Annotated in this window: 19 protein-coding genes and 1 pseudogene; 10 read left to right on the forward strand and 10 right to left on the reverse strand. The window is 53.4% G+C overall.

Annotation, left to right across the window (positions count from 1 at the left end; all coding sequences use genetic code 11):
- Window positions 1-6: 6 nt before the first annotated feature.
- Complete coding sequence (locus tag NQ842_RS10275; RefSeq protein WP_014832376.1) at window positions 7-1380, reverse strand: MFS transporter; 1374 nt, start codon at window positions 1378-1380, stop codon at window positions 7-9.
- Between the two features lie 178 nt (window positions 1381-1558).
- Between NQ842_RS10275 and kdgR the strand changes: the two genes are divergently transcribed.
- Complete coding sequence (gene kdgR / locus NQ842_RS10280; protein ID WP_014832375.1) at window positions 1559-2350, forward strand: DNA-binding transcriptional regulator KdgR; 792 nt, start codon at window positions 1559-1561, stop codon at window positions 2348-2350.
- Window positions 2351-2416: 66 nt separating this feature from the next.
- Here kdgR and NQ842_RS10285 read toward each other — a convergent pair whose 3' ends face one another.
- The gene (locus tag NQ842_RS10285) at window positions 2417-2656 is read right to left on the reverse strand and encodes a YobH family protein (protein WP_013096123.1); all 240 of its coding nucleotides are present in this window, start codon (window positions 2654-2656) and stop codon (window positions 2417-2419) included.
- A gap of 159 nt (window positions 2657-2815) precedes the next feature.
- On the opposite strand from NQ842_RS10285, the gene mgrB reads away from it, so the two are divergent.
- The 7 genes and pseudogenes from mgrB (at window position 2816) to rlmA (ending at window position 8051) form a co-directional block, all read left to right on the forward strand.
- Window positions 2816-2959, forward strand: coding sequence for a PhoP/PhoQ regulator MgrB (gene mgrB / locus NQ842_RS10290; RefSeq protein WP_013096124.1), 144 nt, complete (start codon window positions 2816-2818; stop codon window positions 2957-2959).
- Between the two features lie 74 nt (window positions 2960-3033).
- Window positions 3034-3324, forward strand: coding sequence for a YebO family protein (locus tag NQ842_RS10295; RefSeq protein ID WP_047360898.1), 291 nt, complete (start codon window positions 3034-3036; stop codon window positions 3322-3324).
- A 23-nt stretch (window positions 3325-3347) separates the two neighbouring features.
- Entirely contained in the window at window positions 3348-4337 is a 990-nt protein-coding gene (locus tag NQ842_RS10300) for an MBL fold metallo-hydrolase (protein ID WP_096927423.1), read from the forward strand.
- A gap of 525 nt (window positions 4338-4862) precedes the next feature.
- A pseudogene (locus tag NQ842_RS10305) lies at window positions 4863-5007 on the forward strand (DUF2627 domain-containing protein).
- 12 nt (window positions 5008-5019) lie between these two features.
- Window positions 5020-5229 carry a transcription antiterminator/RNA stability regulator CspE gene (gene cspE / locus NQ842_RS10310; RefSeq protein WP_001062678.1) on the forward strand — a complete coding sequence of 70 codons (210 nt, stop codon included), beginning with the start codon at window positions 5020-5022 and terminating at the stop codon, window positions 5227-5229.
- 238 nt (window positions 5230-5467) lie between these two features.
- Window positions 5468-7168: a peptidoglycan glycosyltransferase FtsI gene (ftsI, locus tag NQ842_RS10315; RefSeq protein WP_047360896.1), complete on the forward strand. Its 1701-nt coding sequence runs from the start codon at window positions 5468-5470 to the stop codon at window positions 7166-7168.
- Between the two features lie 67 nt (window positions 7169-7235).
- Window positions 7236-8051, forward strand: a complete 816-nt coding sequence (rlmA, locus tag NQ842_RS10320) for a 23S rRNA (guanine(745)-N(1))-methyltransferase (protein ID WP_014832371.1) — start codon at window positions 7236-7238, stop codon at window positions 8049-8051.
- Here the strand turns inward: rlmA and mntP are convergent.
- From mntP to manX, 5 genes are all read right to left on the reverse strand, one after another.
- Entirely contained in the window at window positions 8048-8614 is a 567-nt protein-coding gene (gene mntP, locus NQ842_RS10325; RefSeq protein ID WP_047360894.1) for a manganese efflux pump MntP, read from the reverse strand. The two genes, rlmA and mntP, sit on opposite strands and share 4 nt — an antisense overlap.
- A gap of 398 nt (window positions 8615-9012) precedes the next feature.
- A complete protein-coding gene (locus NQ842_RS10330; protein ID WP_014832369.1) occupies window positions 9013-9471 on the reverse strand; it encodes a DUF986 family protein in 459 nt (152 codons plus the stop codon).
- Window positions 9472-9525: 54 nt separating this feature from the next.
- On the reverse strand, window positions 9526-10377 hold the full coding sequence (locus tag NQ842_RS10335) for a PTS mannose transporter subunit IID (protein WP_006175979.1): 852 nt from the start codon (window positions 10375-10377) through the stop codon (window positions 9526-9528).
- A gap of 12 nt (window positions 10378-10389) precedes the next feature.
- Complete coding sequence (gene manY / locus NQ842_RS10340) at window positions 10390-11190, reverse strand: PTS mannose transporter subunit IIC (protein ID WP_003859914.1); 801 nt, start codon at window positions 11188-11190, stop codon at window positions 10390-10392.
- Between the two features lie 47 nt (window positions 11191-11237).
- Window positions 11238-12203 carry a PTS mannose transporter subunit IIAB gene (gene manX, locus NQ842_RS10345; RefSeq protein ID WP_257256805.1) on the reverse strand — a complete coding sequence of 322 codons (966 nt, stop codon included), beginning with the start codon at window positions 12201-12203 and terminating at the stop codon, window positions 11238-11240.
- A gap of 314 nt (window positions 12204-12517) precedes the next feature.
- Here manX and NQ842_RS23395 point away from each other — a divergent pair, with 314 nt between their 5' ends.
- Both NQ842_RS23395 and yoaE read left to right on the forward strand, forming a co-directional pair.
- Window positions 12518-12676: a hypothetical protein gene (locus tag NQ842_RS23395; protein ID WP_373692672.1), complete on the forward strand. Its 159-nt coding sequence runs from the start codon at window positions 12518-12520 to the stop codon at window positions 12674-12676.
- Window positions 12664-14223 (forward strand): CNNM family cation transport protein YoaE, encoded by a 1560-nt coding sequence (gene yoaE / locus NQ842_RS10350; protein WP_014832366.1) that lies wholly within the window; start codon window positions 12664-12666, stop codon window positions 14221-14223. Before NQ842_RS23395 ends, yoaE begins: the two co-directional genes overlap by 13 nt.
- Window positions 14224-14229: 6 nt before the next feature.
- On the opposite strand, the gene NQ842_RS10355 is transcribed toward yoaE, so the two are convergent.
- The 3 genes from NQ842_RS10355 to NQ842_RS10365 all read right to left on the reverse strand — a co-directional run bounded on the left by NQ842_RS10355 (window position 14230) and on the right by NQ842_RS10365 (window position 18085).
- Window positions 14230-15828: a cyclic diguanylate phosphodiesterase gene (locus NQ842_RS10355; RefSeq protein ID WP_083021483.1), complete on the reverse strand. Its 1599-nt coding sequence runs from the start codon at window positions 15826-15828 to the stop codon at window positions 14230-14232.
- 130 nt (window positions 15829-15958) lie between these two features.
- Window positions 15959-17323, reverse strand: coding sequence for an L-serine ammonia-lyase (gene sdaA, locus NQ842_RS10360; RefSeq protein ID WP_014832364.1), 1365 nt, complete (start codon window positions 17321-17323; stop codon window positions 15959-15961).
- A gap of 183 nt (window positions 17324-17506) precedes the next feature.
- Window positions 17507-18085, reverse strand: coding sequence for a CoA pyrophosphatase (locus NQ842_RS10365; RefSeq protein ID WP_046888052.1), 579 nt, complete (start codon window positions 18083-18085; stop codon window positions 17507-17509).
- Window positions 18086-18087: the final 2 nt, after the last annotated feature.

Genomic DNA, 18087 nt, shown 5'->3' on the forward strand with positions numbered 1-18087 from the left:
CTTTTTTTATGCCTGCACGCTGGGCTGAGTGACGCGCAGGCCGCTGACGATCGCGGCAAGGGTGGCCAGTGTGCCTGCGGTAATGAGCGCAAGGTGATTACCGTTTTGCCCGGCGAGGTTAAACATCAGGGCGACCAGTGCCGCACCGGTGCTTTGTCCCAGCAGGCGAGCGGTACCCAACATGCCACTGGCTCCTCCGCTGCGATGGCGCGGTGCGGAGGTGATAATGGTGTGATTATTCGGCGACTGGAACAGGCCAAAACCGGCTCCGCAGAGGATCATGCGCCAGATAATATCCAGATCTGTGGGTGACGATGGAAGCAGTGCCAGCGCAAACAGGCCTGCCGCCATCACCGCCAGCCCCAGCGCGCCCAGTAATCCTGCATGTACGCGCTCTATGAGATAACCTGCCAGCGGTGCCATCACCATCGTCGCCAGCGGCCACGGGGTGAGCAGGAGTCCGGTCTCCACTTCAGAACGTCCTATTACGCTCTGCAGGAAAAAAGGCAGAGAGACAAGGGCCAGCATCTGGGCGCAGAACGAACAAATTGACGTGCATATTGAGAGTGAAAACAGGGGAATGCGTAACAGATCGACGGGCAGTAACGGCACCGGTAACGAGAGCTGGCGGCGAACGAAGAAGACGCCAATCACCAGCAGGGCTGCGATTTCTGTGGCGGTCAGCCAAATGGACTGACCCTGCGCAAAGCCGCTCAGGGCTGTAATCAGCAGGCCAAAGGTCAGCGCATTCATCACCGCACTGGCGATGTCAAAACGGGGCATGATGCTTCTGGGGCCGTTCCCCGGCAGATAGCGCAGGGCAAAGAAGAGGGCAATAATACCCAGCGGTACATTGATGGCGAACAGCCATTGCCATGAGGCGACAGACAGTATGGCCGCCGCAATTGTCGGCCCGGCCGCCGAAGATACTGCCACAATGAAGGAGTTAATCCCCATTCCCCGTCCCAGATGACGTTGGGGATAAATTAAGCGGATCAATGCGGTATTGACACTCATCAGTGCCGCACCACCAAAACCCTGCGCAATGCGTGCCAGCGTCAGAGTATGCAGCGAATCAGAGAGGGCACAGAACAGCGAGGTCAGGGTAAACACCGCCAGCCCGCACTGATAGACCCGTCGGTAGCCGAACATATCCCCCAGAAAAGAGAAAGAGAGCAATGACACCACGATCGCTATCTGATAGGCGTTAACGATCCAGATAGAGCTGGCGGGTGAGGCATGCAGATCGCTGGCAATGGTGGGCAGGGCAACATTGGCAATTGCGCCGTCGAGTACGGCCATCGAAATACCGATGATAATCGTAGCGATAGCGCCATACCGCTGGGGTAAAGGCAGACCATCGGGCAGTTTTTTTTCCATGGTGAATAAATAGCTCAGTGTGAAATTATTCTCAAGGTAACTATTTTAGCACCGTTAACAGCGCTTTATGTCGCAGATTTGTAACGAAGTAAACGCGGATTGATTGCAGGTAGCATGACGGGAATTTATAATAAAAACCGGTTCTGATTTTTATAAAACACTCTCTATGAGGTGATGAATGGCAATTGCAGATTTGGATAAACAACCCGATTCTGTTTCTTCCGTGCTGAAGGTGTTTGGCATCCTGCAGGCGCTCGGAGAAGAGCGTGAAATTGGTATTACAGAATTGTCGCAGCGTGTGATGATGTCGAAAAGCACCGTTTATCGCTTTTTGCAAACCATGAAGTCACTGGGTTATGTCGCACAGGAAGGCGAGTCTGAAAAGTATTCTCTGACGCTAAAACTGTTCGAATTAGGCGCCCGTGCGCTGCAAAACGTTGACCTGGTTCGTAGTGCAGATATCCAGATGCGTGAGCTCTCTCGCCTGACTAAAGAGACCATTCACCTGGGGGCGCTGGATGAAGACAGCATCGTTTACATCCATAAAATTGACTCAATGTATAACCTGCGCATGTATTCCCGCATTGGTCGCCGCAATCCGCTGTACAGTACCGCTATCGGTAAAGTGCTGCTGGCATGGCGCGATCGTGAAGAAGTGAAGCAGATCCTCGATGGTGTGGAGTATAAACGTAGCACTCAGCGTACTATCACCAGCACGGATGAACTGTTAACGGTGCTCGATAAGGTACGTGAGCAGGGCTACGGCGAAGATAACGAAGAGCAGGAAGAAGGGCTGCGCTGTATTGGTGTGCCGGTATTCGACCGCTTCGGTGTGGTGATTGCGGGCCTGAGTATCTCCTTCCCGACGCTGCGCTTTTCAGAAGAGCGTCTGCATGAGTATGTTGCTATTCTCCATACCGCCGCGCGTAAGATTTCTGAGCAGATGGGCTATAACGAATATCCGTTTTAATTGCCCTTAGCATGAAAAACGCCGCAGACATTGCGGCGTTTTTTTATCAGTTGTAAAAAAGGGTCATTAACCATTATCAATGACGACGGAGGTTTTACGCAGGACCGGACAGTTGGTTAAACCGATGATCCCACTATCAGAATGCAGGTACTGTGCTGTGCTCATTCCCTGTGCGGTCAGGTATTTACACTGGATGCCTAATCCAGCAGCGTTTTCGGTGCTTCCCACAAGCACACCATATCCGGTTAACAAAAGGCCAATCCAGACTACGGCCAGTGCAATAATTGTTCGAATGATTAAATGCATCATTGCCTCTTTATCTTTGTTGTCATGCCTCAAGACTAAACGGTTTACTCTATGAAACAAGTGCATGATTCTGAAAAGGGCTTACAGGCGTTACAGTTAGTCCTTGTTTAAGATAACCGTGATAACCTGTATGCAACAGATGTTAAGACGGAGTGTGGAGTGAAAAAAATACGCTGGGTAATTCTGGTTATCGTGCTGATTGCATGCGTGGTGTTGTGGACGCAGACGATCAATGTGATGTGCGATCAGGATGTACAGTTTTTTAGCGGCGTTTGCGCAATCAATAAGTTTATTCCGTGGTAACAGGCATTTTTTCTTAAGGTGATTTCCTTCCTTCGCGCCAGTGGTAAAATGCGTTTTTTTATTGAGGTGGTGAAATGGGTGAGTTACTGAATTCAGGGCTGATGAATATGGCATCCCTGATGGTCTCTGTCATTGTTCTGGTGGTGGGGCTCGTCATCTGGTTTTTCGTGAACCGCGCGAGCTCACGGACTAACGAGCAGATCGAACTGCTGGAAGCGCTGCTCGATCAGCAAAAGCGTCAGAATGCGCTGTTACGCCGACTGTGCGAGGCTAACGAACCGGAAGAGAAAGACGCGGCAAAAGAAACCGTCGCCGAAGAGAGCGACGACAAAGACGATTTTATCCGTCTGGTGGCTGAGCGTTAATCTTTCTGTCCTGGGAGGCGGTTGTGGTCTGGAAAAATCCCTGGTATGACCCCTCCCTGAAACACCACACCCCGAACGGTTTTCAGAATACCCAACCTGGTGGGCATCAGCCCGGTGACCTTGATCGCTGGCGTAAAGCGCGTAAAGAGGCCGGTTTGCCTAAACCTCCGGCACTCGGTTATGAGGCGTTTATCCACCAGTGGTGGCAACCTGTCGCGCTAAATCAACCCCTTGAAGATGGGGTATGGTGGCTGGGGCATGCGAGTATGCTGCTGCAAATGGGCGGCAATACTCTTCTCACCGACCCGGTGTTTTCCCGGCGCGCCTCTCCCGTACCGTTCCTGGGCCCCTTGCGCAGAACGCCTCCCGCTCTCTCTGTGGAACAACTCACGCAGCTTGATGCAGTGGTTATCTCCCACAATCATTACGATCACCTTGATCACGCGACCATTCGCCGTATCCTGAAGCGCTTTCCGGACGTCAGTTTCTTCGTGCCGTTAGGTCTTGCACAGTGGTTTCGCCGCCGGGGAGCAAGGCGCATTGTTGAGCTCGACTGGTGGCAGAGTATCACCTGGCAGGGGATAACCCTGACCGCCGTGCCGGCACAGCACTGGAGTATGCGAACATTCTGGAACCGCAATCGCTCCCTGTGGTGTGGCTGGGTCTTTGAAGGTCGTCAACGACGTTTCTGGTTTAGCGGCGATACGGGTTATACCCCGGAGCTGCTTTTGATCCCGGAACGGCTGGGAAAAATTGACGCCGCCGCGTTGCCGGTTGGCGCCTATGCACCAAGATGGTTCATGGCGGTACACCACATGGATCCGCAGTCTGCTGTCGCTTTGTGGCAGCAACTGGGTAGCCCGTTAGCGTTTCCCATCCACTGGGGCGTGTTTGAACTGGCGGATGAATCCCTTGATGAACCCGTCAGAGAGTTAACTGACGCGCTTGTTAATTTAGCACCGGTTAATAATTCCTTCAGGATACTGAAAATTGGTGAATATTTATCCTTGTAAGCGAAGCGACGATTTGTTGCATATATTCTGCTATTAAAGCCACTCACGCATTTTTTATTTTTATCGAAACGTTTTGCTTGCCTTCTTTTGAGGCAGAGTCATAAAAATTTCATTATTTTGGTGCATAACGTTTTTATTATCTGGTGATTTTTAACCCAGTTGAGCCGGGTTTATTAGCAGTGTATTTTGTTTGTAACAATACAGCCGCGTTACAATGATTTGAGCATAACTTTTCACAAAATGTTCTAAATCAATCACTGTTTCCGGCTTTCTTTCGTAGGTTGCTGGACGCATTGTAATGATTGAGCTATGTTAAAAAAGTCTTAGATTACAGCGGGTGTGAAAGCAACGTTGAGTCTGTATAAGGACGTGAGCCTGCCTGGAAGTGGTGCGCATAATTGTGCAAATCCTTACAGTCAGTGTTCGAATTTGTGCGGCGGATCGAGACATGTTTAAAAATGGCTTGCCATATTAAACATAGTGTGTGATAACACGTTTTGGGTCAAACGAGGTACAGTTCTGTTTATGTGTGGCATTTTCAGTAAAGAAGTCCTGAGTAAACACGTTGTCGTTGAATACCGCTTCTCTGCCGAACCTTATATTAGTGCCTCAAGCAGTAATGTCTCAGTTTTATCTCAGTCAATGCCTGCGGGCTAAGAAAACACTCTAAGGAATTTTGCAAATGGCAAAGATTAAAGGTCAAGTTAAGTGGTTCAACGAGTCTAAAGGTTTTGGTTTCATTACTCCTGCTGACGGCAGCAAAGACGTGTTCGTACACTTCTCTGCAATCCAGGGTAACGGCTTCAAAACTCTGGCTGAAGGCCAGAACGTTGAGTTCGAAATTCAGGACGGCCAGAAAGGCCCAGCTGCAGTTAACGTAACGGCTATCTGATCGAACCGCTGCTGACTGAAGCGCGTAGCACTTCACTCTCAGACATAAAGCCTCGCTTATCGCGGGGCTTTTTTATATGCCTTATCTTTCAAAATATTACTATCTCTTTCCCCTGTTAGTAACTTGTTGCAAAGCTACGACATTATTAGCACTGTTTTCCCCCCATCACAGCGGCTTTTCCCGTTAAATCAGGGCGTTGTTTAACAGTCCTGGGGTTCAGGTGAAGAAGAAAATAATAATGAGTGCCGGGAGTTTCACCCCGGCGCGGTTTGCGCTGCTCTGTTTTGCTATTTTTTGTAGTCTTGCATTTTTGCTCGGGCGCGTTGCCTGGCTGCAAATTATTAAACCTGACAATCTGGTGAAGCAGGAAGATATGCGATCGCTGCGTGAGGTGGCGATTGATGCCCCGCGCGGGATGATCATGGATCGTGAAGGCCGACCACTGGCGGTGAGTGTGCCTGTCAGAGCCGTGTGGGCAGACCCCAAAACAGTGCTGGCGAAAGGTGGTGTTGGGTTTGATGACCGCTGGCAGGCGCTGGCCAGTGCGCTGCATCTCTCCCTCAGCACGCTGGCATCGCGCATTAACAGTAATCCGCAGGGGCGATTCATCTATCTTGCCCGGCAAGTCGATCCTGCTCAGGCGCAGTGGATCGATAAACTGAATTTGCCGGGTATCAATTTGCGTGATGAGTCCCGCCGTTTCTATCCGGCAGGTCATGTGGCCGCAAACCTTATTGGTTTCACCAATATTGATGGTCAGGGCATTGAAGGCGTAGAGAAGAGTTTCAACGCGCAACTTATGGGTAAGGCCGGAGTCAGGCAGGTGAGGGAAGACCGCTATGGGCACGTGGTGGAAAACCTGACGGAAGTGGCGCCGGTACCCGCACATAATATCCAGTTGAGCATTGACGAGCGGCTACAAACCATTACCGAGGATGCGCTTGATAATGCGGTGGCCTGGAATAAAGCCGAGTCGGGTGCATCGGTACTGATCAATATCCCCACCGGGGAAATACTCGCCATGGCGAGCTACCCCGATTTCAACCCTAACAACCGTGAAGGTGCAACGTTAAACGATTTCCGTAATCGTGCGATTAGCGATACCTTCGAACCCGGCTCTACCGTCAAACCGCTGGTCCTGATGACGGCATTACAGCAGGGCCTGGTCCAGCCAGACAGCGTCATTGATACCCATCCGTATATCCTTGACGGTCACCGTATCCGCGATGTGGGTTACTACCCGGAACTGACGATGACCGGGATCCTGCAAAAATCGAGCGACACCGGCGTATCCCGTCTCTCTCTGGCAATGCCCATCCAGCATCTTATCGACACCTACCGGAATTTTGGCTTTGGCACAAATACCGGACTTGGTTTAACGGGAGAAAGCTCAGGGCTACTGCCGCAGCGTAAATTCTGGAGTCAACTTGACAGGGCAACGTTTGCTTTCGGCTACGGCCTGATGGTGACACCACTTCAGCTGGCGCACGTCTACGCCACCATCGGAGGGTATGGGCTGGAGCGTCCGCTCTCAATCACCCGTATCGACCCGCCGGTGATAGGCCACAGAGTCATGCCAGAAGAGATCGCGCATGAAGTGGAACACATGATGGAAAGCGTGGCGCTTCCGGGCGGCGGAGGGGTTAAAGCCGCGGTACGGGATTACCGTGTGGCGGTCAAAACCGGTACAGCGAAGAAGATTGATGACAGTGGCAAGTACGTCGATAAATATGTCGCCTATACCGCAGGCGTTGCCCCTGCCAGCGACCCGCGTTTTGCACTGGTGGTGGTCATAAACGATCCGCAGAACGGAGCCTATTATGGGGGGGCCGTTTCAGCGCCCGTTTTCAGTGAGATCATGGGGAATGTGCTGCGCCTGGAGAACGTGAAACCGGATGGCCTGCCGGCGGATTCCGGCCACCTTATCGTCATGCGATAACCCTGACGTTTTATAACGGGGCGAATAGCGGTACACTTCGCCCTTTGGTTTATGCCCCGGAGTTGTCATGCCCTTCAGTTGCCCCCTTTGTCACGCGCGCCTGACGCGTTCTGAGAAAAGTTATGCGTGTCCGCAGGGACATCAGTTTGATATGGCGAAAGAAGGGTATGTGAATCTTCTGCCGGTGCAGCATAAACGCTCCCGCGATCCGGGCGACAGCGCTGAGATGATGCAGGCGCGCCGCGCATTTCTGGATGCCGGGCACTATCAGCCACTCCGGGAAACCGTCGCGCAGCTGCTCGGTGAAAATCTCGCGGATAATGCGTCGGCTTTGCTGGATATCGGCTGCGGGGAAGGGTATTACACCGCAAGGTTTGCGGAGATTGCGCGCGAGAAGGGCGCTCAAACGATGGGGCTGGATGTGTCGAAAGTGGCGATTCGCGCCGCGGCTAAACGCTATGCGGCGGTGATGTTCTGTGTGGCGTCGAGCCACCGGCTGCCGTTTGATGATGCCAGCATGGATGCCGTCGTGCGTATTTATGCTCCCTGCAAGGCAGAGGAACTGGCGCGGGTGGTGAAACCCGGTGGATGGGTGATAACCGTCACGCCTGGCCCACGTCACCTGATGGAGCTGAAAGGGCTGATTTATGACGATGTTCGCCTGCATGCCCCCCATTCAGAACAATTGGCTGGTTTTGTGCTCAGGCAGGAACATACCGTCGCGTATGAGATGGACCTGAAAGGGAATGAGGCCGTGGCGTTGCTGCAAATGACGCCGTTTGCATGGCGGGCAAAACCGGCTGTGTGGGAGACGTTGGCGGCGCACTCAACATTTCGCTGCCAGACGGATTTCAGCATCCACTGCTGGCAGCGCGAAGACTAAGCGGCGAAGTGTGCCCAGAGAATTTGGGCACCAATGCCGATTAACACGATCCCGCCCAGGATCTCGGCTCGCTTACCCAGCAGCGGGCCGATAAAGCGGCCAACCATCATTCCCAGGGTGGACATGATCAGTGTGGCGCAACCGATGGCCAGCGCGGTGGCAATAATATTCACCTGCAGGAAGGCCAGGCCAACACCGACGGCCATGGCATCAAGGCTGGTGGCAATCGCGGTGGTGACCAGCAGCCAGAAACCGTGGCGGTGCAGAGGCTCTTCATCTTCCTCGCTGCTACCACGAAACCCTTCAATCACCATTCGTCCGCCGAGGAACACCAGCAGGACAAATGCTATCCAGTGGTTCCACTCCAGCACCAGCTGGCTGGCCAGCATACCCAGGCCCCAGCCGATAAGCGGCGTTAGCGTTTCGATAGCACCGAATATCAGACCTGTGCGCAGCGCTTCAGAAAATTTGGGTTTGTGCAGAGTGGCGCCTTTACCGATGGAAGCCGCGAAAGCATCCATGGACATGCCGAAAGCGAGAAGAAGTGTGGCGGAGATATTCATACAAGCGTCCAGACCGGGAGGATATCCATATGACACATCACTGCCCCCAGTAAACAGCAGTTGATGTATCTATGGTCTCGCCTGACCGTCTCGCCCACACTGTGCGGAAAACGATCCGTACGCGCCACGTTTTTCAACGAGTATGTTGACACGTACATTTCCTGCGAACAGGAAATTAGCTACTCCCCAACGACGGGCGCAACCTTAACATATTTTGAGAATATAAAACAACAACGGTGGGCTATTATTTTATTGGGTTGTTGATAACGATTTTCATTTAGATTTAAGCGTGAATATATCGTTAATAAATAGAGGTAAATTAAAGAACGGAATATAGCTCTGGCTATATTGTGTACGCGAAAAGAAACACAAAATATAGCCAATGCTATAATTTTAACTTATTGAGTTTTAAGGAGTAATTTGTATATCTTTTCCAGGTCATCAATATTTTTAACCCGGATAAGCAGGCGGCGCTGTTCTAATTGCATGACCAGCACGCCATCTTCGGATAAATTCATCTCTTTAATGCGGTTATATTCTATCCATACATTGGCAAAGAAAAATCCGCGGCTTTTAAAAATGATTTTGGGCACGCGGATCCAGAACAGGTAGATCGCCATTAATGCCAGCGCACATAATAACCATGTGGTTAATATTGCACCATGACTGGTCACGTTATTGTAAATAAGAATGGCAACGAGGCCCGCGAAGATAAACGCATCAACGCGCCCGCGTCGCAAAAGGGGAAGGGTGAGCAGCGTCTCGCCGTGGCGGCGGGGCATGATGAACTCGTCATAGATGGCGTAAGCAAGAAGGGCAACAATAAACAAAACCAGTACGATATCCGTGACAGTCATTCATCCTCCAGATAAAAAAACCGGGGGCAAGCCCCCGGCAGTTAATGCACGTTCTTACAGACCCAGCAGGCCGACAGCGTAGCCCGCGATACCGATGACGAAGAAGCCAACGATGATCCACAGTGGGTTGACTTTCTTACGCAGCAGCCACATACAGGCGAAGGTCAGCAGCAGCGGCACCAGGCCTGGCATCAGCTGGTCGAGGATGGTCTGCACGGTAGTGACACGGGTTTGCCCATCCTGTCCGGTGATGGTCGAAACCACCAGTGGGATGTTCACGTGCGTCCACTTGTTAACCAGTGCCCCCATCACAAACAGGCCGAGGATTGACGCCCCCTCAGTCAGTTTTTGCAGGAAGCCACCGCCCATATCTTTAACGATATCCACCCCTTTACGGTAACCGTACGCCACGCCGTAGTAACGGGTCAGCAGGCGCACCGCATTGAACAGGATGAAAAACAGCAGTGGACCGAGCAGGCTGCCGCTCATCGCGATACCCGCCCCCAGCGCGGCAAAGACCGGGCGAACCGTACCCCAGAAGATCGGGTCACCTACACCTGCCAGCGGCCCCATCAGACCGACTTTGATACCGTTGATGGCACCATCGTCAATCTCTGCGCCGTTTGCACGCTGCTCTTCCATCGCCAGGGTAACGCCCAGAACCGGAGCTGCTACGTAAGGATGGGTGTTAAAGAATTCCAGGTGACGCTTAATCGCCTGACGACGTGCTTCGTTGTTCTCCGGATAGAGGCGTTTGATCGCCGGTACCATGGAGAAGCAGAAGCCCAGGGCCTGCATACGTTCGAAGTTCCATGAACCCTGAAACAGGTTAGAACGGATGAACACGCCACGAATATCACCCGGAGTGAGTTTCTTCTCAGGGGTAGTTTTAGTCATATCAACCATTTCGCTCACCTGTTAGTCCAGTTCGTTATCGAGATCGTTATTGCCAGCAGCCTGCGCTGGGGCACCCGCAACGCGGTTATATTTCGGGCTGAGCTGGATGTAGAGAATCGCCATCACCGCACCAATCACACCGAGAGCAACCAGGTTGAAGTTGGTGAAGGCGGCGGTCACGAAGCCCAGGTAGAAGAATGGCATCAGGTAGCCTGCGCGCATCATGTTGATGACCATCGCATAACCGACCACCACGATCATACCACCGGCGATGTTCAGACCGCTGGTAACCACTTCAGGGATCGCGTTGAGCATGCCCTGAACTTCGCTGGTCCCCACGGAGATAGCGACGATAACGGCCGGAATAGCGATACGCATCGCCTGCAGGAACAGGGACGAGACGTGGATCCAGGAGAGCGCCGTAAGATTGCCGTTTTCGGCCGCCTTATCCGCCGCATGCTGGAAAGCCACGGTGATAGTACGAACGATAATGGTCAGTACCTGGCCTGCTGCGGCCAGCGGAATAGCCAGTGCGATACCGGCACCAATGCTTTGATGACCGGCAATAACCAGCACGGTCGAAATAATGGACGCCAGCGCGGCATCGGGCGCAACTGCCGCACCGATGTTCATCCAGCCGAGGGCGATCATTTCCAGGGTACCACCGATGATGATACCGGTTTTCATATCACCGAGAACGGCACCAATCAGCGTACAGGCCACCAGAGGACGGTGGAACTGAAATTCATCAAGTACGGATTCCATACCCGCAATACACGCGACGATGAACACCAGCACAATCTGAAGAGTGGTAATCTCCATTGTACTTCTCCTATTGCATAAGCTTTATGTGAAAAACCGGCGCGGGCTTATTTCCCAACTTTGCCGATCAAATCCATCATTTTCAGTTTCGGGTCCGTGGAAACCTTACGGGCTTCCAGTTCAATACCGCGAGCATTCAGCTTGTTGAATGCCTCGATATCCTTCGCATCGACTGAAATCGCGTTGTTGACCTGCGTTTTGCCCTGACGGAAAGCCATACCACCAATGTTAACGGAGGTGATTTTCACGCCGCCTTCAACAATGCGCTCGACGTCTGTCGGGTTAGTGAACAGAAGCATGACGCGTTCACCGGCATATTTCGGGTTGTTGTAAACGCGGATCATCTTGGCGACATCCACCACGTGCGCGGTAACGCCCGGAGGAGCAACCTGGGTGAGGAGAGTTTTACGCACTGTGTCGGCGGCTACTTCGTCGCTGACCACGATAATGCGTCGAACGTTGGTCTCTTTTGTCCAGCGCGTGGCCACCTGACCATGGATCAAACGGTCATCGATACGCGCAAGGCCGATAACCATGTAATCGTTCGGGCCCATGGGTTTTGCGGGTGTTGCGGCTTTTGGCGCTGCGGCAGCTACCGGCGCGGGTTTCTCAACCGGCTGCGCCTTCAGTGCTTTCACGCCTTCGCGGCCGGTTTCGACAGCCAGGGCGACCAGCTCATCAAAACCCGGATTGTCGTCGCGTGCCATGAAGGTTTCCACCAGCATCGGGATATTGACCCCTGCGACAACTTCATAGTGCTCTTTATCGACGACAATGCGGCTGGCAGCGTTGAACGGACTGCCTCCCCATGTATCAACGAGAAACAGCACGCCTTTGCTGGTATCCAGCTTCGACAGTTGAGCCGTGTATTTCTCAATCAGCGTCTCGGCGTTTTCACCGGGAACGAAATCGATCCAGCCGACGTTTTCCTGCCCGCCCAACAGCATCTCTGCTGTTTTGAGTAGCTGCTCTGCAGCCCAACCATGTGTGCCTATGACAATAGCAATGGTCACTTGCTACCTCCTTTTATTATCATTAATACGTCTGCCAGACAGACGTACTGAGAATCGTATTGGCGAACCGAATCGATTCAGATAAGGGTTAGAGTTAAAAAGCTAAGACTTCCGCGAATTATTTTAGATAGTGAAAAAATAATTTATGTGATGAAGATCCGTAATTTAGGTTTCGAAAATCAGAAATTACTCAACACATATTTCGCCTTTTCGCGTTTTTGCAAAGGAACGTAAATCTTTGCTAAAAACCTATTGTCTCTGATATGTTTAGCCTCCGTTTAAATGATCAGGAGTATAGGGCTACAGCCCACTATATGGACCGTCACCGACGTCAGTCATCTACCAGGCCACTTCGCGCCTTTTTCACCGGCGATCCTCGTCACGTATCGACTCTGTTTGCCTCTGTTTTGCCCACGTTGAGTGGGGCACCGTTTTGTCATTCCTTTAGCAGGAGCTTGTCATGGAATTCTTAATGGACCCGTCAATCTGGGTGGGATTACTCACGCTGGTGGTGCTGGAGATCGTACTCGGCATTGATAATCTGGTGTTTATCGCCATCCTTGCAGATAAACTGCCGCCAAAACAGCGTGATAAAGCGCGTCTGATCGGCCTCTCGTTGGCCCTGGTCATGCGACTGGCGCTGCTGTCCGTCATTTCGTGGATGGTCACCCTGACGAAACCGCTGTTTACCGTCATGGATTTCACCTTCTCCGGCCGCGATTTGATCATGCTGCTCGGGGGGATATTCCTGCTGTTTAAAGCCACGACAGAGCTGCACGAGCGGCTGGAGAACCGGCAGCACGATGATGGTCACGGAAAGGGGTATGCCAGCTTCTGGGTAGTGGTGCTGCAGATCGTGGTGCTGGATGCCGTCTTCTCGCTCGATGCGGTGATCACGGCGGTGGGTATGGTGAACCATCTCCCGGTGATGATGGCGGCTGTGGTTATCGCCATGGCGGTTATGCTGCTGGCGTCTAAACCGCTGACCCGCTTTGTGAACCAACATCCGACGGTCGTGGTGCTGTGTCTGAGTTTCCTGCTGATGATTGGTCTGAGCCTGGTTGCGGAAGGCTTCGGTTTCCATATTCCGAAAGGCTACCTGTACGCCGCGATTGGTTTCTCGATCCTGATCGAACTCTTCAATCAGATTGCACGCCGTAACTTCATCAAGCAGCAGTCTAATCAACCGCTGCGTGCCCGTACGGCGGATGCCATCCTGCGTCTGATGGGCGGTCGCCGTCAGGTGAATGTGCAGAGTGACACCGAGAACCGTAACCCGGTTCCGGTGCCGGAAGGGGCGTTTGTGGAAGAAGAGCGTTATATGATTAACGGCGTTCTTTCCCTGGCCTCCCGTTCACTGCGTGGCATCATGACCCCGCGCGGCGAGATAAGCTGGGTGGATTCCCGATTGAGCGTTGATGAAATTCGTCAGCAGCTGCTCTCTTCGCCGCACAGCCTGTTCCCTGTGTGTCGCGGTGAGCTGGATGAGATCATCGGTGTCGTGCGCGCCAAAGAGATGCTGGTGGCGCTGGAAGAGGGCGTTGACGTTGAAGCCATCGCCGCCGCATCGCCGGCTATCGTGGTACCGGAAACGCTGGACCCGATCAACCTGCTTGGCGTATTGCGTCGTGCCCGCGGTAGCTTCGTGATTGTCACCAACGAATTTGGTGTGGTGCAGGGGCTGGTCACGCCGCTGGACGTGCTGGAAGCCATTGCCGGTGAATTCCCGGATGAGGACGAAACACCGGAAATCGTGGCTGATGGTGAAGGCTGGCTGGTGAAAGGTACCACTGACCTGCACGCGCTTTCGCATACGCTGGGGCTGGAAAACGTGGTCAACGATGAAGAAGACATTGCCACTGTTGCCGGTCTGGTCATCGCCGTGAACGGGCAGATCCCGCGCGTGGGCGATGTGATCGAACTGCCACCGTTGCACATCACCATTGTTGAAGCCAACGACTACCGCGTTGATATGGTGCGTATTGTTAAAGAGCAATCCGTGCACGACGAAGACGAGTAAGTCTTCTTAACGCAACGGCATTAAGGGCACGACGTGCCCGTTATGATGTGCTGGCGGGGGAGTGCTCTCCGCCAGCCATTGTGGAAAATCCCGCAGCGGCATGGGCCGCGCATAGAAATACCCCTGCAGAGTATGGACACCGTGCCGGCGTAAGTACCTGGCCTGCTCCTCCGTTTCGACCCCTTCCGCAACCAGCTCAATATTCAGCCGCTGACCCAGCGCAATAATGATATCCGTCACCGTTGAGTTCACGGCATCGGTTCCGATGGCGGTGGTGAATGACTGGTCGATTTTCAGTACGTCAGGATGGAGCTTTTCAAGCCAGGAGAACGAACTGTTCCCGGTGCCAAAATCGTCGATGGCAAGTTTGACCCCTTTGCGGTGCAACTCGCGCACGATGCGATAATCCGCATCGACCAGGGCGTCGCGCTCCGTGAGTTCAATGACCAGCCGCTGGCTCGGGTTGGCGCTGAACCAGTAGCGGTTCAGATCCTGTAACAGCGCGGCGTGACGGAAGTGGCTGGCAGCCACATTAATGCCGATGTGAAAGCCCGGGCCGGACGGGAAGTAGCCTATCTGGCGTACCGTTTCGGCAATCACGTAGCGGGTCAGGGGAACAATCAGGTTATGCTCTTCTGCCAGGGGAATAAAAACTTCCGGGGAGATCCAACCCTGACGCGGGTTATTCCAGCGCAGAAGAATTTCCACGCCGATGCACTCCTGGGTACGGGCATTGACCAGCGGCTGGCAGAAAAGCTCAAATTCCCGCCCCGCAATCCCCATATCGATCTCCCACGTGAAGCTCATCCGGTTTGCTGTGGCCAGCCAGGCCAGATAACCCAGCAGCAGGCTTAGCATTAACCCCAGCGGCAGTTGTGCTGGCAGGCTTTTTAGTGCCAGTTCTCCTGGACCCGGGCCGCTGACCGTAATGGAGAACGGATAGCGCGACGACATTTCCTGTATCAGCGCGTCAGTCTCATTAAACTTCAGCGCGTCGGTAACACGTTGACCATAGCGAAGAGAGTGATCCCCGACGGTCAGCGCCACATCGGTGATGAGGGGACGTTGGGGCTCAAGGATCATTCTGGTGATCAGATCGATGTTAATGATCTCCATAACACCATCTTCACCGCTCTGAGACGTGGGGTGCCACTGAATAAGAATTGGGCTGCCTTTAAGCAGCAACTGGTCGGTCGATAAAATGAGCTTTGACATACTTGCCGGCAGAGCGGGCTGAAGTTCACGCACAGGAACGGCACGACTGCCGAAAATACTGGAGCAGTAAAGGATGCCCTCTTTAATCAGGGCGATCGAGCGGACGGTCTGTAAAATGGCAGCCTGCTTTCGCAGAGTCAGATGTGCCTCTGGACAAGGCTGGCCGACCAGACCCAACAACTCCGGCCGACGGTTATCCAAAGAAAGCAGAACGTTATCAAGCGAGCGAACGGTATGGCTGGCGAAGTCGACAATGCGTTGTTGATTTACATTACGCTGTGAAATAAATCGAATGCCTAACGTCAGGATGAGCGTAAGGAGCGCAACCGTCACACAGACGATCACGCGTTTTCGGCGATAGTTTTTAATGATCGTTTGTGCGGTTTGCATGAACGGTCGCCTGATAAGCCTCCAGCCCCAAAAGCCAGACGCAACAGTGAAAGTGTAGTGGGGAAAGTGAAAGGAGACGAGAATCAGAAGGAAATTTCGCCCATCCGTTGCAGATGGGCGAATGAAGGTATTAGTCGCACTGCACCTTAATGGCCAGACCACCACGGGAAGTCTCACGGTACTTCGCGTTCATGTCTTTACCGGTTTCGTACATGGTCTCAATAACCTTATCCAGCGACACGCGAGGCTCGCTGGTACGGCGCATTGCCATACGGGAGGCGTTAATCGCTTTCACCGACGCAATGGCGTTACGCTCAATGCACGGTACCTGCACCTGCCCGGCAACCGGGTCACAGGTCAGGCCCAGGTTATGTTCCATGCCGATTTCCGCTGCCACGCAGACCTGCTCAGGGCTTGCACCCAACAGCTCTGCCAGACCTGCCGCTGCCATCGAGCAGGCTACACCCACTTCCCCCTGGCATCCCACTTCTGCACCAGAGATAGAGGCGTTCATTTTATACAGCGCACCAATGGCACCTGCCGCCAGGAAGTAACGGATATAAATATCTGGCGTAACAGGTTCAATAAAGTGATCGTAATAAGCCAGCACCGCCGGAACAATCCCGCACGCACCGTTGGTGGGCGCCGTCACTACGCGGCCACCGGCGGCGTTTTCTTCGTTCACCGCCAGGGCGAACATGTTCACCCAGTCGACCACGTTCATCGGGTCGTTGGAGAATTTATCGGTGGTCACCAGCATACGGCGCAGCGCAGAGGCACGACGCGGTACGCGCAGCGGACCCGGCAGCACGCCTTCGGTGTTCATCCCGCGATCGATACAGGCGCGCATGGTCTGCCATACGTTCGCAAAATAGTCTTCAATCTCTTTTTTGCTGTGCAGTGCCAGTTCGTTCTGCATCACCATGCCGGACAGCGACAGGCCGGTCTCTTTGCAATATCCCAGCATCTCGGTGGCAGATTTGAACGGATACGGCACGTTGACGTCGCCGGTGCTCTCTTTGCCGAAATGCTCTTCATCCACGATGAAGCCACCGCCGATGGAGTAGTAGGTTTTGCTGTAAATCTCTTTCTCGCCGCTCCAGGCGTGGATGGTCATGCCGTTTTCATGCAGCGGCAGGTTGTCGCTACGAAAACGCATCCCGTCATCCTGCGGGAAATCCACTTCGTGCTGGCCATTAGCCAGCAGCAGGCGACCGCGCGTTTCCACGTCACGGATAAATGCCGGGATGGCATCAATATCTACTGTGTCCGGCATATTGCCTGCCAGACCCATAATAATGGCGATATCGGTGTGGTGGCCTTTACCCGTCAATGACAGAGAGCCGTAGACATCCACGGCGACACGGGTAACGCTTTCCAGTAATCCTTTTTCGACCAGATCATCGACGAACTGTTTACCGGCCTTCATCGGCCCAACAGTATGGGAAGACGAAGGGCCAATTCCCACTTTGAACATGTCGAATATACTAATCACTTTCACACTCCTGACAGGGTTACCGGGGTTCCAGTAACGATGTTATAACTGCGCATAGTGTAAGAGGGAACATCGACCTCGGCTTAACTATTCACATGAATTAAACTAATGGTTGACGATGGGTTTTGCTAATAGCGCGACGCCGATCGCAAACCTGAAAAAAAGGCGGAATGTAAAGTATAGTCAAGGCTTCAGGCCGATTTGCAGCGCCAGTTCACGAATGATGCCCGCCGTCATGCCCCAGACAAAATAATGCTGATACCAGGACAACCAGACCCGATGGTGATGTCCACGGCGCTGAATATCCAGCGGGTGATAACGGCTCAGGCGAAGGGCTTCTTCCAGCGGCATTTCAAACACCGCGGACACCTCATCAACGCTGGCGTGATACTGCAAACCGGGCGGGATAATGCCCACCACCGGTGTCACCTGGAAACCGGTCACGCTGTCGACTGGCGGGAGGACGCCAACGATCTCGACGGCCTCGGGCGGGATGGCCACCTCTTCCTGCGCTTCACGCAACGCGGCGGCAATCAGCGAGGCATCGCTGCTGTCTACCGCGCCGCCGGGGAAAGCGACCTGACCGGCGTGTTTGCGTAAATGGGGGGAACGCTGGGTCAGCAGCAAACCCGGCTGTTCACGACGCACCACGGGGATCAGCACCGCCGCCTGACGTTGATTGAGCGCTTCACGGCTCACCTGTGGCCGCAACAGCTGAAAGCGCGACAGAAAATCATCCAGCGTCAGGTTCTCTCTCTCCACCC

Source organism: Enterobacter cloacae complex sp. R_G8 (genome assembly GCF_024599795.1).
In the GTDB taxonomy this organism is placed as follows: domain Bacteria; phylum Pseudomonadota; class Gammaproteobacteria; order Enterobacterales; family Enterobacteriaceae; genus Enterobacter; species Enterobacter dissolvens.